General features: G+C 43.4%; 6 protein-coding genes. All 6 read left to right on the top strand.

Annotation, left to right across the window (positions count from 1 at the left end):
* Nucleotides 1-10: 10 nt before the first annotated feature.
* The 6 genes from ACS125_RS07595 to ACS125_RS07620 all read left to right on the top strand — a co-directional run bounded on the left by ACS125_RS07595 (nt 11) and on the right by ACS125_RS07620 (nt 18,501).
* Complete coding sequence (locus ACS125_RS07595; RefSeq protein WP_443271351.1) at nt 11-1,537, top strand: TolC family outer membrane protein; 1,527 nt, start codon at nt 11-13, stop codon at nt 1,535-1,537.
* Nucleotides 1,534-3,672 (top strand): type I secretion system permease/ATPase, encoded by a 2,139-nt coding sequence (locus ACS125_RS07600; protein ID WP_151964667.1) that lies wholly within the window; start codon nt 1,534-1,536, stop codon nt 3,670-3,672. Before ACS125_RS07595 ends, ACS125_RS07600 begins: the two co-directional genes overlap by 4 nt.
* Entirely contained in the window at nt 3,669-4,865 is a 1,197-nt protein-coding gene (locus ACS125_RS07605) for an HlyD family type I secretion periplasmic adaptor subunit (RefSeq protein WP_004794377.1), read from the top strand. Before ACS125_RS07600 ends, ACS125_RS07605 begins: the two co-directional genes overlap by 4 nt.
* A gap of 379 nt (nt 4,866-5,244) precedes the next feature.
* A complete protein-coding gene (locus ACS125_RS07610) occupies nt 5,245-15,999 on the top strand; it encodes an Ig-like domain-containing protein (RefSeq protein WP_443271354.1) in 10,755 nt (3,584 codons plus the stop codon).
* Between the two features lie 114 nt (nt 16,000-16,113).
* Nucleotides 16,114-17,772 (top strand): poly alpha-glucosyltransferase, encoded by a 1,659-nt coding sequence (locus tag ACS125_RS07615; protein WP_443271356.1) that lies wholly within the window; start codon nt 16,114-16,116, stop codon nt 17,770-17,772.
* A gap of 3 nt (nt 17,773-17,775) precedes the next feature.
* Complete coding sequence (locus ACS125_RS07620) at nt 17,776-18,501, top strand: CatB-related O-acetyltransferase (protein WP_004794365.1); 726 nt, start codon at nt 17,776-17,778, stop codon at nt 18,499-18,501.
* Nucleotide 18,502: the final 1 nt, after the last annotated feature.

An 18,502-nucleotide genomic window follows, 5' to 3' on the forward strand; every position in this document is an offset into this window, starting at 1 on the left:
AGATCTTCTAATGAGTAAATTACCTTTTTCCCACAATGATTTCCAATTTATAATCAGATCAGGTACGAAGTTTTTTTTATATTTTTGTATTGCTTCTAGTATATCAATCACAAAGGCAGAGACCACGTCTGTTAACTCGGGAAAAAGCTTAACAAAAAAAGTTTCTCAACTCTTTAAACCCACGCCCGATGAAAGCTACAGATCTGTCGATTTCCAGAAATTAAGTAATTTAGGATTTGATCAGAGCCAATTTCAACGGCTAGGAAATGATGGGAACTATTTACCGACTTCAACTGCGATGTGGAACAATCAAGTAAGTTTAATTGATGCGATTCAATATGCAGTTCAACGAAATCCTAATATTTCTCAAGCTATTTCCACTTTAGCTAGCCAAAACGCAGGTATCGATTTTGCCAAGGCGGGTTATTACCCCCAGCTTTCAGGTGGAATTACCACAGGTGACTTAAGTAGTGGTGAGCGTGGTCGGCAGTTACTCACGTTATCTGCAACTCAAATGCTTTTTGATTTTGGCAAAGTAAAATCAGGTGTATCGGTTCAGCAAGCTAAGGTTCAGGTTGAGCAGGCCAATGTGCTGGTCAGCATTGATGATATTGCACTTGATATTGCACAGTCGATTGTCAATATTCAGCGCTACCTTCAATTAAATAAAATCGCCGAGCAGCAAATTGCAGGTATCCAGCGTATTCAGCAAATTGCCAATTTGCGTGCAAATGCAGGTATTAGTAGCCAAGCTGACCCAGTTCAGGCACAAACGTATTTAGAATCTGCACAATCAACACTAATTGCTCAGCAATCTTTATTACGACAATACCAGCAACATCTAAGAACTCTGGTAGGAGTCGATGTTTTTAATAAGGTATGGGTCATTCCTGATGATTTGGTGAAGCAATCTGGTCTCTATAGTGAGCCTGAATTTAATACCATCCCAAAAATGATCGCAGCGCAAGCGGGTGTTGAAGTTGCCAAGGCACAAAAGGAACAGACCCGTTTAACACGTTATCCAACTTTGTCAGTCAAAGGTTCCTTAAGTCAGGCCATTAATGGTCGAAACCCAAACAATGATAAAGATGACGGTTTATATAGTTCCGTCATGCTTGAAGCTAGCAGTCAGTTTTATCAAGGTGGAGCCGTTTCTTCTCAGGTAAAAATGGCGAGTTATGCCGAAGAAGCCGCTAAATCTCAGGTCAATTCAGTTTATATGGATGTTCTGGACCAGATCAGAACGAGCCGTGAACAAATTGAAAATAAACAACGTCAAATGCAGGTGTTGACCAATCGTCAAGCCACAACGGTTCGTACACGTGAACTTTATCAAGAGCAGTACAAGCTCGGGACACGTTCACTGGTTGATTTATTGAATGCAGAACAGGCCATTCATAGTGCTAATTCAGAACTTGAGTCGGCACGTTATGACATCTACAACAGTATTGTTCAGTACATTTCGGCAACAGGACGTTCCCGCCAAGCCTATGGCTTAAATAATATTTCAATTCAGGGGTTCGAAGTACAACCATGATGACAAAAATAAACTACCAGCCCTGGTTACAGGCGGTCTTAACGATTGCTAAACATTATCGAATTGAGCCTTCAGAAGAAAGAATCCGTTTACAACTTGACTGGAACCAGAATCAAAACCTTGATGATGTTTTGCAGTTAATGACTCGTCAGGTTGGTCTCAATTTACGTAAAGTACCTTTTTCTTTAGACGTACTGAATCCGTGGCGCCTACCTGTTATGGTCGAGTTTAACGACGGTCAGGTCGGTGTTGTTGATAAAGCTGATACTCAAGGAAATGTCAGTATTCAATTTAGTGGGGATCAGGGACTTTCACAGAACGTGTCTTTAGGTGCTTTAAAAGATACGCTCAAAAATATTTATATCTTGCGTCCTGAAACCTCTATTCCCGATGCACGTATTGACGAATATATCAAACCCTATGAAGCAAGCTGGTTCTGGTCAATTGTACTTAGAGACTGGAAGCGCTACGTTGATATTATGTTTGCCTCACTCATTGCCAATGTACTGGCACTGGCGACTATTGTTTTCTCAATGCAAGTCTATGACCGTGTTGTTCCATCACAGTCTGTTCCAACCTTGTGGGTACTGGCTGGTGGTGTACTGATTGCAGCTATTTTTGAGTTTACCTTACGGGTAGCCAGAGTCTATTTGTCCGACATTATTGGTAAACGTGCTGACTTACGGGTTTCTGACCGTGTATTTGGCCATGCATTACGCATTAGAAATAAAGACCGTTCAAAGTCTACCGGTAGTTTTATTTCCCAGATTCGTGAGCTCGAAGGGGTTCGTGAACTGGTGACTTCAACTACCATTACTGCGATGGCAGATTTTCCATTCTTTTTCTTGTTCCTCACGATCTTTGCGATTATTGGCGGGAAATTGTTTTGGGTAATGTTACTGGTTGTGCCACTTATGCTTTTGCCGGGTATTCTGGCACAGAAGAAGCTAGCGCAGCTCGCACAAGAGGGTATGAGAGAATCTTCAATTCGTAATGCTATTCTAGTAGAAGCAGTGCAGGGTATTGAAGACATCAAGCTTTTACGTGCTGAATCACGTTTCCAAAACCAGTGGAACCACATGAATGAAGTTTCAGCCGATATCGGTATGAGACAGCGTAAAATTGTCGGTACTTTAATGGCATGGACACAAAAGATTCAAGGCTTGACCTACGCACTTGTTGTTTTGGTGGGAAGTTTTGCCGTGATGGCCGGTGAAATGACCACAGGTGCCTTAGTTGCCTGTTCAATTTTATCTTCACGTATGTTGGCACCAATTAGTCATATCACCGGTGTTTTAGGTCGTTTACAGCAGGCGAAAGTCGCTAAACAGAGTCTGGATGAGCTCATGCAACGCCCGATCGATCAGCCAGAGCGTTCACATCTGGTACATAAGGCTGCTTTAAATGGTGATTACGAATTAAAAAATGTCTTGTTCCAATATAGTGAGGATGAACCACGTCCGAGCCTTGCAGTTCGCCACTTAAAAATTCGTGCTGGTGAACGAGTTGCAATTCTGGGGCGCAATGGGGCGGGTAAATCAACACTGCTTCAGCTTCTCTCAGGAATGCAATTTCCTATTCAAGGTTCAGTACATTTAGATGGTCTGGATCTGTCTTTAATTGATCCATCTGATGTACGTCGTGATATGGGTTTACTTAACCAGAATGCGTATCTTTTCTACGGTACGATTCGTGAGAACCTTACTTTAGGTGCTCCGCTTGCAACCGATGAAGAGATTTTTCGAGTTTTAGTCATGACGGGTGCACTAAGTTTTGTTCAAGAGAAAAAAGAGGGACTAGATCACCTGATTTTAGAAGGTGGCGTGGGTTTCTCGGGTGGTCAGAAACAAGCATTGTTATTGGCTCGTTTATTGATTCGTCAACCTAACATTTTATTGTTAGACGAACCAACAGCAGCCATTGATGATGTGGCAGAGAAGCAATTGATTGATCATTTAAAAGGATGGCTGGCACATCGGACTTTGGTGGTTGCGACTCACCGCCGAGCTGTTTTAGAACTGGTGGACCGTATTATTGTGGTTAACGATGGCAAAATCGTGATGGATGGTCCAAGAGATCAGGTCCTTAATCAATCAATAGCCCAACAAAAACAAGTGCAAGGGGGTAATTCATGAGCGAACCACAAAAAGAACAAGAACTCACCCGTTCAATGAATGTCTCTTATAGTGAGCCACCATTACCACGTGCCAGTTTAGTAATCTGGATTGTGGGGATTGGCTTAGTTATTTTCTTTATCTGGGCATGGGTATTTAAACTTGAAGAAGTGTCTACTGGTACGGGTAAAGTGATTCCATCGTCTAAAGAGCAGGTCATCCAGTCTTTAGAGGGCGGTATTTTAACCAAGCTGAATGTACAAGAAGGCGACATTGTTCAAAAGGGCGAAATTCTTGCGCAATTAGATCCAACCCGTTTTGCGTCTAATGTGGGTGAATCTCGATCTTTACTGATCTCTGCTCAGGCAACAGCAGCGCGTTTGCGTGCGGAAGTTAATGGTACGCCATTGGTTTTTCCCGACATTGTGATGAAAGAACCAAAACTTGTACATGAAGAAACGGCTCTATATGTATCTCGTAGAGCCAATCTAGAACAATCACTCGCAGGTTTTAAGCAAGCTTTACAACTGGTGCAACAAGAACTGGCAATGACGGAACCGTTAGTGGCTAAAGGTGCGGCAAGTGAGGTGGAAGTTTTACGTTTACGTCGTGAAGCAAATGATTTGCAAAACAAAATGAATGATGTGCAGAACCAATATTATGTGCAGGCCCGTGAAGAGCTCTCTAAAGCGAATACGGATAGTGAAACACAACAACAAGTTGTACTTGGTCGTAGTGACAGTTTAGATCGTGCAGTGTTTAAAGCACCGGTACGTGGTGTTGTCAAAGAAATTGCGGTTACTACGCATGGTGGTGTTATTCCGCAAAACGGTAAATTGATGACCATTGTACCGATTGATGAGCAGCTGCTTATTGAAGCACGTATTTTACCGCGTGACATTGCCTTTATTCGTCCGGGACAAGAAGCACTGGTTAAGATTACTGCCTATGACTACTCAATTTATGGTGGTTTAAAAGGTAAGGTTACGGTTATTTCACCAGACACGATTCGTGATGAAGTGAAACAAGACCAATTCTATTATCGTGTTTATATCCGAACTGATTCTGACAAGCTTTATAATAAAGAAGGTAAGGCTTTTGGTATTACACCGGGTATGGTGGCAACAGTAGATATTCGTACGGGTGAAAAAACCGTACTGGATTACTTACTTAAACCGTTTAATAAAGCGAAAGAAGCATTAAGAGAAAGATAAATAAATATATAACTATATAGCTTTTAAATGCTTAAAAGCTATATAGTTATTAATAAGGATAATATCTTGTTTTAAATATGTGGTTTTTATTGTTTGTGCTTTAAAACATAAAAAAATTAAAAGCATATTTATATTTTAATATGATCATAATTCTTTGAAAAATAATAATTAATAATTTTGGTTTTATTTCGGTTAATAAATAAACTTATTTTTACTGTTTTTTTTGTGATGCAATTCATGTTTATAATTAGTTTTTGCGTTGAGGTTGACCTTTGTTTTATCTAATTTATCCCTTAATTTGGGCTCTTCTTATTTAATAAAATTTAAGAGCTCTAAATTGGATTGGTTTAATTAAATAATCCTACGAAGGGGAAGAAATATGTCTGAGATAAGGGTGGTTTCTAAGGAGAGTCATGAAACCTTAGAAACTACGACAAAGGATACAGTCTCTCTTTCTGAAGCATCAGTTATTTTAATAAAAGTAAATAAAGATGATGTTTCTGAAATTAGACAAGACGGTAGAAATGCAGTTATTACTTTAAAAAATGGTGAACAAATAGTAATAGTTGATTTCTTTAATGATAGTAATTATTCAACAGATAATAGTTTAGTTTTCGAAGATGATAATCATAAGTTATTGTGGGTACAGTTTACTGATAATAATGGCGTATTATTAGAACATATTACTTATAGTTATCTTGATAGTATTGAACCACTACTTTATCACGACGGTGCTGCATCTCCATGGGCATGGTTATCTGTACCGCTAACCGCAGCCGGAATTTTGTGGTGGGCTCATAATAGCGATGATAAAACAGATGACACAAAACAAAAAGATACGACTGCTCCAGATGCTCCAATTATAGATTTAATTAACGGCAAAGACCCGATTACAGGTACGGCAGAACCCGGTTCAACAGTAACAGTCACGTTCCCTGATGGCACCACAGCAACAGTAGTTGCAGGCACAGATGGTAGCTGGACAGTACCGAATCCTGGTCTTGAAGATGGCGATGAAGTTAAAGCAACAGCAACTGATCCGGCAGGTAACATTTCACCTCCGGCAACGCAAATTGTTGATGCCATCGCACCGGCAGCGCCAGAGATTGATCCAATCAATGGTACAGACCCGATTACAGGTACGGCAGAACCCGGTTCAACAGTAACAGTCACGTTCCCGGATGGTACAACAGCAACAGTTGTGGCGGGTACAGATGGTAGCTGGACAGTACCGAACCCTGGTCTTGAAGATGGCGATGAAGTTAAGGCAACAGCAACTGATCCGGCAGGTAACACATCACCACCGGCTACCGAGATTGTTGATGCCATCGCACCGGCAGCGCCAGAGATTGATCCAATCAATGGTACAGACCCGATTACAGGTACGGCAGAACCCGGTTCAACAGTAACAGTCACGTTCCCAGATGGCACCACAGCAACAGTAGTTGCAGGCACAGATGGTAGCTGGACAGTACCGAATCCTGGTCTTGAAGATGGCGATGAAGTTAAGGCAACGGCAACAGATCCGGCAGGTAACACATCACCACCGGCAACTGAGATTGTTGATGCCATCGCACCGGCAGCGCCAGAGATTGATCCAATCAATGGTACAGACCCGATTACAGGTACGGCAGAACCCGGTTCAACAGTAACAGTCACGTTCCCTGATGGCACCACAGCAACAGTTGTGGCGGGTACAGATGGTAGCTGGACAGTACCGAATCCTGGTCTTGAAGATGGCGATGAAGTTAAGGCAACGGCAACAGATCCGGCAGGTAACACATCACCACCGGCAACTGAGATTGTTGATGCCATCGCACCGGCAGCGCCAGAGATTGATCCAATCAATGGTACAGACCCGATTACAGGTACGGCAGAACCCGGTTCAACAGTAACAGTCACGTTCCCGGATGGCACCACAGCAACAGTTGTGGCGGGTACAGATGGTAGCTGGACAGTACCGAATCCTGGTCTTGAAGATGGCGATGAAGTTAAGGCAACAGCAACTGATCCGGCAGGTAACACATCACCACCGGCAACTGAGATTGTTGATGCCATCGCACCGGCAGCGCCAGAGATTGATCCAATCAATGGTACAGACCCGATTACAGGTACGGCAGAACCCGGTTCAACAGTAACAGTCACGTTCCCGGATGGCACCACAGCAACAGTTGTGGCGGGTACAGATGGTAGCTGGACAGTACCGAACCCTGGTCTTGAAGATGGCGATGAAGTTAAGGCAACAGCAACTGATCCGGCAGGTAACACATCACCACCGGCAACTGAGATTGTTGATGCCATCGCACCGGCAGCGCCAGAGATTGATCCAATCAATGGTACAGACCCGATTACAGGTACGGCAGAACCCGGTTCAACAGTAACAGTCACGTTCCCGGATGGCACCACAGCAACAGTAGTTGCAGGCACAGATGGCAGCTGGACAGTACCGAACCCGGGTCTTGAAGATGTCGATGAAGTTAAGGCAACGGCAACAGATCCGGCAGGTAACACATCACCACCGGCAACTGAGATTGTTGATGCCATCGCACCGGCAGCGCCAGAGATTGATCCAATCAATGGTACAGACCCGATTACAGGTACGGCAGAACCCGGTTCAACAGTAACAGTCACGTTCCCTGATGGCACAACAGCAACAGTTGTGGCGGGTACAGATGGCAGTTGGACAGTACCGAACCCTGGTCTTGAAGATGGCGATGAAGTTAAGGCAACGGCAACAGATCCGGCAGGTAACACCTCACCACCGGCAACTGAGATTGTTGATGCTATCGCACCGGCAGCGCCAGAGATTGATCCAATCAATGGTACAGACCCGATTACAGGTACGGCAGAACCCGGTTCAACAGTAACAGTCACGTTCCCGGATGGCACAACAGCAACAGTTGTGGCGGGTACAGATGGCAGCTGGACAGTACCGAACCCTGGTCTTGAAGATGGTGATGAAGTTAAAGCAACGGCAACAGATCCGGCAGGTAACACATCACCACCGGCAACTGAGATTGTTGATGCCATCGCACCGGCAGCGCCAGAGATTGATCCAATCAATGGTACAGACCCGATTACAGGTACGGCAGAACCCGGTTCAACAGTAACAGTCACGTTCCCTGATGGCACAACAGCAACAGTTGTGGCGGGTACAGATGGCAGTTGGACAGTACCGAACCCTGGTCTTGAAGATGGCGATGAAGTTAAGGCAACGGCAACAGATCCGGCAGGTAACACATCACCACCGGCAACTGAGATTGTTGATGCCATCGCACCGGCAGCGCCAGAGATTGATCCAATCAATGGTACAGACCCGATTACAGGTACGGCAGAACCCGGTTCAACAGTAACAGTCACGTTCCCTGATGGCACAACAGCAACAGTTGTGGCGGGTACAGATGGCAGTTGGACAGTACCGAACCCTGGTCTTGAAGATGGCGATGAAGTTAAGGCAACGGCAACAGATCCGGCAGGTAACACATCACCACCGGCAACTGAGATTGTTGATGCTATCGCACCGGCAGTGCCAGAGATTGATCCAATCAATGGTACAGACCCGATTACAGGTACGGCAGAACCCGGTTCAACAGTAACAGTCACGTTCCCTGATGGCACCACAGCAACAGTAGTTGCAGGCACAGATGGCAGCTGGACAGTACCGAACCCGGGTCTTGAAGATGGTGACGAAGTTAAGGCAACGGCAACTGATCCAGCAGGTAACACATCACCACCGGCTACCGAGATTGTTGATGCTGTAGCACCAACTGTAACGTTTGATGAATTATCTAGTCATGATAATACACCTACATTAACTGGTACCGTAGATGATCCTACGGCCAAAGTGATTGTAACTGTAGATGGTGTAGAGTACACAGCCGTAAATAACGGTGATGGAACATGGACACTAGCAGATAACACCCTACCAGCCTTAAACGACGGATCACATACAATCCTTGTGACTGCTACTGATGCTGCGGGTAATGAAGGCTCTGCAACAGGTACGTTAATTATTATCGGTGAATCTGACAGCGACTCTGACTCTGATTCCGACAGTGACTCGGACTCAGACTCTGATAGCGACTCGGACTCAGACAGCGACTCGGATTCTGACTCTGATAGCGACAGCGATTCGGACTCTGACAGCGACTCAGACTCTGACAGCGACTCAGACTCTGATAGCGACTCTGATTCTGACAGTGACTCGGACTCTGACAGCGATTCGGACTCTGACAGCGATTCGGACTCTGACAGCGACTCTGATTCTGACAGCGACTCTGATTCTGACAGCGACTCAGACTCTGATAGCGACTCTGACTCTGACAGCGACTCTGATTCTGACAGTGACTCGGACTCTGACAGCGATTCGGACTCTGACAGCGATTCGGACTCTGACAGCGACTCTGATTCTGACAGCGACTCTGATTCTGACAGCGACTCAGACTCTGACAGCGACTCTGATTCTGACAGCGACTCAGACTCTGACAGCGACTCTGATAGCGACAGCGACTCTGACAGCGACAGTGACTCAGACTCTGATAGCGACAGCGATTCTGACAGCGACTCAGACTCTGACAGCGACTCGGATTCGGACTCTGATAGCGACAGCGACTCTGACTCTGATAGCGACAGTGACTCTGATTCTGACAGCGACTCTGATTCCGACAGTGACTCAGACTCTGACAGCGATTCTGACTCTGATAGCGACAGCGACTCTGATTCCGACAGCGACTCTGACTCTGACAGCGACTCTGATTCTGACAGCGACTCGGACTCTGACAGCGACTCTGATTCTGACAGCGACTCGGACTCTGACAGCGATTCGGACTCTGACAGCGACTCAGACTCTGACAGCGACTCAGACTCTGACAGCGATTCGGACTCTGACAGTGACTCAGACTCTGACAGCGATTCTGACAGCGACTCTGATTCTGACAGCGACTCGGATTCGGACTCTGATAGCGACAGCGACTCGGACTCTGATAGCGACAGTGACTCTGATTCTGACAGTGACTCAGACTCTGATAGCGACAGCGACTCTGATAGCGACTCTGATTCTGACAGTGACTCGGACTCTGACAGCGATTCGGACTCTGACAGCGACTCTGATTCTGACAGTGACTCTGATTCTGACAGCGATTCGGACTCTGACAGCGACTCTGATTCTGACAGTGACTCTGATTCTGACAGCGATTCAGACTCTGACAGCGACTCAGACTCTGACAGCGACTCTGACTCTGACAGCGACTCTGACTCTGACAGCGACAGCGATTCTGATTCCGACAGCGATTCTGATTCCGACAGTGACTCAGACTCTGACAGTGACTCGGACTCTGACTCTGATAGTGACTCTGATTCTGACAGCGACTCAGACTCTGACAGCGACAGCGACTCTGATTCCGACAGCGACTCTGATTCCGACAGTGACTCTGATAGCGACAGTGACTCTGATTCCGACAGTGACTCTGATTCTGACAGCGACTCTGATTCCGACAGTGACTCAGACTCTGACAGCGATTCTGACTCTGATAGCGACAGCGACTCTGATTCCGACAGCGATTCTGATTCCGACAGCGATTCTGATTCCGACAGTGACTCAGACTCTGACAGTGACTCGGACTCTGACTCTGATAGTGACTCTGATTCTGACAGCGACTCAGACTCTGACAGCGACAGCGACTCTGATTCCGACAGCGATTCAGACTCTGACAGCGACTCTGATTCTGACAGCGACTCTGATTCCGACAGCGATTCAGACTCTGACAGCGACTCTGATTCCGACAGCGATTCAGACTCTGACAGCGACTCTGACTCTGACAGCGACAGCGATTCGGACTCTGATAGCGACAGTGACTCGGATTCGGACAGCGATTCGGACTCTGATAGCGACAGCGACAGCGACTCTGATTCTGACAGCGATTCGGACTCTGACAGCGACTCTGATTCTGACAGCGATTCGGACTCTGACAGCGACTCGGATTCTGACAGCGATTCGGACTCTGACAGCGACTCTGATTCTGACAGCGATTCGGACTCTGACAGCGACTCTGATTCCGACAGTGACTCAGATAGCGACAGTGACTCAGATTCTGACAGCGATTCAGACTCTGACAGCGACTCTGATAGCGACAGCGACTCTGATAGCGACAGCGACTCTGATTCTGACAGCGACTCTGATTCCGACAGCGACTCGGATTCTGACAGTGACTCGGATTCGGACAGCGATTCGGACTCTGACAGCGACTCTGATTCTGACAGCGACTCTGATTCTGACAGTGACTCGGACTCTGACAGCGATTCGGACTCTGACAGCGACTCGGATTCTGACAGCGATTCGGACTCTGACAGCGACTCGGACTCTGACAGTGACTCTGATTCTGACAGCGACTCGGACTCTGACAGCGATTCTGATTCCGACAGTGACTCGGATTCGGACAGCGATTCGGACTCTGACAGCGACTCTGATTCTGACAGTGACTCAGACTCTGACAGCGATTCGGACTCTGACAGTGACTCGGATTCTGACAGCGATTCGGACTCTGACAGCGACTCGGACTCTGACAGCGATTCGGACTCTGACAGCGACTCAGATTCGGACTCTGATAGCGACAGCGACTCTGACTCTGATAGCGACAGTGACTCTGATTCTGACAGCGACTCTGATTCTGACAGCGATTCAGACTCTGACAGCGACTCTGATAGCGACAGCGACTCGGACTCGGATTCTGACAGCGACTCTGATTCTGATAGCGACTCAGACTCTGACAGCGACTCGGACTCTGACAGCGATTCGGACTCTGATAGCGACAGTGACAGCGACTCTGATTCTGACAGCGATTCGGACTCTGACAGCGACTCTGATTCTGACAGTGACTCGGACTCTGATAGCGACAGCGACTCTGATTCCGACAGTGACTCAGACTCTGACAGCGACTCTGATTCCGACAGTGACTCAGACTCTGACAGCGACTCAGACTCTGACAGCGACTCTGATTCTGACAGCGACTCTGATTCTGACAGCGATTCAGACTCTGACAGCGACTCTGATTCCGACAGTGACTCAGACTCTGACAGCGACAGCGACTCTGATTCTGACAGCGATTCGGACTCTGACAGCGACTCTGATTCTGACAGTGACTCGGACTCTGACAGCGATTCGGACTCTGACAGCGACTCTGATTCTGACAGTGACTCGGACTCTGACAGCGATTCGGACTCTGACAGCGACTCTGATTCTGACAGCGACTCTGATTCTGACTCTGACAGTGACTCTGATTCTGACAGTGACTCGGACTCTGACAGCGACTCTGATTCCGACAGTGACTCAGACTCTGACAGCGACAGCGACTCTGATTCTGACAGTGACTCTGATTCTGACAGCGACTCTGATTCTGACAGTGACTCTGATAGCGACAGTGACTCGGACTCTGACAGTGACTCGGACTCTGACAGTGACTCGGACTCTGACAGTGACTCGGACTCTGACAGTGACTCGGACTCTGACAGTGACTCGGACTCTGACAGCGACTCGGACTCTGACAGCGACTCTGATTCTGACAGTGACTCGGACTCTGACAGCGATTCGGACTCTGACAGCGACTCTGATTCTGATAGCGACTCTGATTCTGACAGTGACTCTGATTCTGACAGTGACTCGGACTCTGACAGCGATTCGGACTCTGACAGCGACTCGGATTCGGACTCTGATAGCGACTCTGACTCTGACTCTGATTCTGACTCTGACAGTGACTCTGATTCTGACAGCGACAGTGACTCTGATTCTGACAGCGACTCGGACTCTGACAGCGATTCTGATTCCGACAGTGACTCAGACTCTGACAGTGACTCGGATTCGGACAGCGATTCTGACTCTGACAGTGACTCGGATTCGGACAGCGATTCTGACTCTGACAGTGACTCTGATTCTGACAGTGACTCTGATTCTGACAGCGATTCAGACTCTGACAGCGACTCGGATTCTGACAGCGATTCGGATTCGGACTCTGACAGCGACAGCGATTCTGATTCCGACAGTGACTCAGACTCTGACAGTGACTCGGATTCGGACAGCGATTCTGACTCTGACAGTGACTCGGATTCGGACAGCGATTCGGACTCTGACAGCGACTCTGATTCTGACAGTGACTCAGACTCTGACAGCGATTCGGACTCTGACAGCGACTCTGATTCTGACAGTGACTCGGACTCTGACAGCGATTCGGACTCTGACAGCGACTCGGATTCGGACTCTGATAGCGACTCTGATTCTGACTCTGACAGTGACTCGGATTCGGACAGCGACAGCGATTCTGATTCTGACAGCGACTCGGACTCTGACAGCGATTCTGACTCTGACAGCGATTCGGACTCTGACAGCGACAGTGACTCTGATTCTGACAGCGACTCGGACTCTGACAGCGATTCTGACTCTGACAGCGACTCGGATTCTGACAGTGACTCGGACTCTGATAGCGACAGTGACTCAGACTCTGACAGTGACTCGGATTCTGATAGTGACTCGGACTCTGACAGCGATTCGGACTCTGACAGCGATTCTGACTCTGACAGCGACTCGGATTCTGACAGTGACTCGGATTCTGACAGTGACTCGGACTCTGATAGCGACAGTGACTCAGACTCTGACAGTGACTCGGATTCTGATAGTGACTCGGACTCTGACAGCGATTCTGACTCTGACAGCGACTCGGATTCTGACAGTGACTCGGATTCTGACAGTGACTCGGACTCTGATAGCGACAGTGACTCAGACTCTGACAGTGACTCGGATTCTGATAGTGACTCGGACTCTGACAGCGATTCGGACTCTGACAGCGATTCGGACTCTGACAGCGACTCTGATTCTGACAGCGATTCGGACTCTGACAGCGACTCGGACTCTGACAGCGACTCAGACTCTGACAGCGATTCGGACTCTGACAGCGATTCGGACTCTGACAGCGACTCAGACTCTGACAGCGATTCGGACTCTGACAGCGACTCTGATTCTGACAGTGACTCTGATTCTGACAGCGATTCTGACAGTGATTCGGACTCTGATAGCGACAGCGATTCGGACTCTGATCTGGTTGCGAATGATGACTTGGCAACGCTTGATGCTAATATCGATCCAACTACAAGCCCAGTACCTACACAATCTAAGACATCTGTAGTTTTACCTTCTTATGATGGTTTGATTCTCGATTGGACATGGGCTGTGAACAATGCCTTGCAAGTAGAAGTTCCTCAAGGAACACTTCAAGATTTCAATATTGATATCAGTGGTTTGTATTTGGGTGCAGGTATTGTGAGTTTAGGCCTCGATGTTCTTCGTTTGAATGAAAACACTGGTCAGTATGAGCTTTATGAGCATATTCCAAATGCTGGAACTGCTTTTGCAGCACTTGTAGGATTCTATACAGGTGGCACCACGATTAATGATTTACCTGAAGGTCAATATGCCATCGTCATGACAAATGACCAAGGACTTAACTTTACAGGTTTAGGGTTCCCAACTTTAACAATCCCATCAGGTGGTGTAGCAACTGATTATGGTGAGGTTGTTGTAAGTGGTAACGTCATTGTTCCTGAGGGAGCAGGGGATGTAGCGGATGTCGATCCTGAAGGTCAGCCATTAGTCGTTACGCAAGTAATCTCTGAAACGGGTAACACGTTAACTGTTGATCAATCTGTTAATGGTTTCCAAAAAATAGAAGGTGCTTATGGTGACCTGTATATTGATAAGGATGGGAATTATGAATACATCCGAAATCCGGAAATTCCTAACTCAGTAGGCAAAGTCGATACGTTTACTTATACAATTCAAGATGTTGATGGAAATACGGCAACAGCTAATCTTAATATCCGAATTGATAGTTCTCAAGTAGACATTAATTGGCCAACTGATCCTACTTTGGATGGCACAGTTGACTTAGTTGCTACTAATGACAGCAATGGAGCTCAAGTAGATTATAAAAACTTTGTTGAAACAAAATCGGCAGATCTTGGTTCAATGACTGCTTCCGTTACTCGTACTGGTAGCTTATTTGGTGGTTACACTTATACGCGTAATTCTGGCACGGATACTTCAGATGTTATTACTGTAGATAAGAATGCGTCAGCTGTCTTATCTATTAAAGTTACTACAACTGATTCATCTGGCGCCAATAATGATACCTTTGGTTATAGCGTACAAAAATTGGTAGGTGGTAGCTGGCAAACTGTATATGTTTCACCAACTACAACTTATAGTCATCCATTCCTAGGTGGTTCAAATGCTACGATCATTGATAATAATTATTCGATACCAGCGGATAGTGTGGCGACACAATGGCGTGTAATTTATACAAGTACTGAAAGTAATGAGTCATTCCTTGTTAATGGCACTAATTCAACTTCAGTTCAAACTTCAGTTCAACCAACACTGACACATTATGATGCATTTACTGCTTCTGGAGAATTTACTCCAGCTACAGGTAATGTAATTACAGATGATAGCGGTAATGGTACTGATGTAACAGGCGGTATAGGTACTAAATTATTTGTAGAAAATGCAGCTGGAGTATTTGTTGAAGCTACTGGTCAAACTTTAGTTTACAGTAATGGAACATTAAATATTGCAGCAAACGGCACATATACATTTACTCCAAATGCCACAGCAGATGGAAGCCAAACTACAAGTTTTAATTATAAACTTATAGCTGCGAATGGTGATGAAAGTAATGTTGCTGCATTAACAATTAATTTGGGTAGACATTATGAAACTGGCGCTGGAAATGATTTAATTTCTGGCACATCAGGAAATGATGTTTATACAACTAGTACTGGTGCAGATACAGTTATATTTAAGCTTCTTAATGCAACGGATCCTACAGGTGGAAATGGTTTAGATACCTGGAGTGATTTTAATAAAGCACAAGGAGATAAAATCGATATAAGTAGTTTATTATCGGGTCAGTCTGTTAATAATACAAATATCGGTCAATATGTAACTGCTACACAAGTAGGTGGTGACACAGTAATTAGTATAGATAGAGATGGAAGTGGAACTTCTTATAATTCTACAGAAATCTTAACTCTTAAAAATACTAATACTACAATTGATGAATTGCTACAAAATAGTCAAATATTATTTTAATTTGATTGTTTGAATAAAAAGAGGATCTACGGGTCCTCTTTTATTTTGTTTAAATAATTTTGAAATTAAATGTGATATGTTATAATAAGTTAAAAGATTTTTTGAAGTGATAATATGGAAATTAATACATATAGTAAATTTGAGGAATTCAAAGAAAAATTAAAAAACTGGTTGTTAATTCAATTGAAAACTCATTCTGAATATGAGAATGGTATGTGTATTTTTTTATCTATGGGTGATAATAAAAAAAGATGTGAAGTATGGAACACTTTTGATAAAAATTTTAATACAGTGTTAAAAAGAATATATTCATTTTTGGATAAGTTATATTCTAAAAACAGAAGAATACCTGAGTTTTTTAAAATAGATATTGCATGTAATATTAGTGAAGAGAGCTGGAGTGAAGTTGACTTTGATGTTTTAAATCAAGAACATAATAATCACTACAGGAAAGGAATTAGCTTTGATGATAAATTTCACATATGTTTTCTAGAGCAAGAAATATATGGGAAAGCTATTATAAAAGGTATTTCTTTTGATAAACCTAATTTTTTTGATGAAAAAAACCTTAATGATGCAATAAAATCTAAATATAAAAATATTACTAAGGTATTTAAACTAGATGATATAAAAAAAGTATGGGTTTTTGATACTGTATCTGCTTTTTATGAAAATGAGAAGTTTATTGATTTACAGACTGGAGGAGTTGTAAACGGAATAAGATATAAGTCTGAAAATTATAAGGACGAAATAAAAGAACTTATTATTAATAATTCCGAGTTTTTATATAATCAAATTTTGGATGATGGTCGTTTTATTTATGGTTATTTTCCAGCTTATGATCGAGAAATTAAGAGTTATAATACTGTTCGACACTGTACGTCGATATATGCATTATTGGAAACATTAGAAGTAGTTTTTAATAAAAAATATTTAAATAAAATTGAAAAATCTATTGAATATGCCTTTGATAATTTTTATAAAATTATAGAAGAAAAAGGATTTATGATTGATGGTGAAAAAGATTTAGAAATAAAATTAGGATCAAATGCAACTGCAATTTTTATGCTTGCTAAATATCAAGAAATAACTGGTAATGATAAGTATTTGAAAAATGCTGAAATGCTAGCAAAAGGGATACAATATATGATAGATGAATATGGTCAAACTAGCCATATTTTAAATTATCCGTCATTATGCGTAAAAGAAAAGTTTAGAATTGTATATTATGATGGAGAAGCTGCTTTAGGGCTCCTACGTTTATATCAGATTAATAAAAATAAAGATTTACTTGATACTGTTAAGCTAATGTTTGATAATTTTATTTCTAAAAAATATGATAAATATCATGACCATTGGTTGAGTTATTGTACAAATGAATTAACAAAAATCTGTCCAGAAGAAAAGTATTTTAGATTCGGAATGAATAACTATCTTAATCATATGGAATTTATTAAAAATAGAAAAACTGCTTATGCAACATTTTTAGAAATGATGATGTCAGCATATAAAATGGTTTCATATATGAGAGATAATGATTATCTCGAGTTGTTTGAAGAAGCCAAGTTTAATGAATTAAAAGAATTAATTAAATATAGAGTTGAGTTCCAGCGTTCTACAGGATTTTTTTACCCTGAATTAGCAATGTATATGGCTAGGCCAGATAAAATTAAGAATGCATTCTATGTTAGACATGATCGTTTTAGAGCACGAATAGATGATCAAGAGCATAATTTATCTGGTTTAGTAGCTTTTTATAACTATTTTGAGTGATATATGAAAAGACAATATAAAGAGCTAAAAAAAGTTATGAGTGAATATCATATATATTTTACTCGTAATGGTAACTCAAGATTCCTCGACGAAGATTACATTAATTTTCTCGAAAAAGTAGAAATTGAACCCTTTTGCGCATTTTTAGTCGGTAACAATATTTGGAATATGGGAGCATTTTCCTATAGTTGGTCTCTATTGCCAATTACTACTAAAGTAGGTCGGTATTGCTCAATAGCAGAGGGAGTAAGGGTACTTGGTTTAAGGCATCCTCACGAATGGCTAACGACTTCAGCAACAACATATGATCGAAATTTTATAATTTATCAAAAATATTTAGAAATTAATAAGATGGATCAAAATGCTCGAAGGTTACCAAATAATATTGAACAAAAAGTATTGGATATTGGACATGATGTTTGGATTGGGGCAAGGGCATTGTTGAAACCAACAATAACTATTGGAAATGGGGCAGTAATTGCTGCAAATTCAGTCGTTACAAAAGATGTACCACCTTATGCAATTGTGGGTGGTAATCCAGCCAAAATTATAAAATTCAGATTTGATGAAGATACTATTGATAGATTATTAGAGTCAAAATGGTGGGAATATGGATTTTCAGACATCCAAAATCTAGAAATAGATAATATTCAATGTTTTCTAAATGAATTTGATTTTCAAAAAAATAATATAGAAAAAATGAAATTGGAAAAATTAATAATGGAGTAAA

It is taken from the genome of Acinetobacter sp. PFS20 (genome assembly GCF_052261015.1).
Classification (GTDB): Bacteria; Pseudomonadota; Gammaproteobacteria; order Pseudomonadales; family Moraxellaceae; genus Acinetobacter.

Excerpts from the sequence above, each read along its gene's own strand:
- ACS125_RS07600 (WP_151964667.1), top strand. The coding sequence starts at position 1,534 with ATGATGACAAAAATAAACTACCAGCCCTGGTTACAGGCGGTCTTAACG.
- ACS125_RS07620 (WP_004794365.1), top strand. The coding sequence starts at position 17,776 with ATGAAAAGACAATATAAAGAGCTAAAAAAAGTTATGAGTGAATATCAT.
- ACS125_RS07595 (WP_443271351.1), top strand. The coding sequence starts at position 11 with ATGAGTAAATTACCTTTTTCCCACAATGATTTCCAATTTATAATCAGA.
- ACS125_RS07615 (WP_443271356.1), top strand. The coding sequence starts at position 16,114 with ATGGAAATTAATACATATAGTAAATTTGAGGAATTCAAAGAAAAATTA.
- ACS125_RS07610 (WP_443271354.1), top strand. The coding sequence starts at position 5,245 with ATGTCTGAGATAAGGGTGGTTTCTAAGGAGAGTCATGAAACCTTAGAA.
- ACS125_RS07605 (WP_004794377.1), top strand. The coding sequence starts at position 3,669 with ATGAGCGAACCACAAAAAGAACAAGAACTCACCCGTTCAATGAATGTC.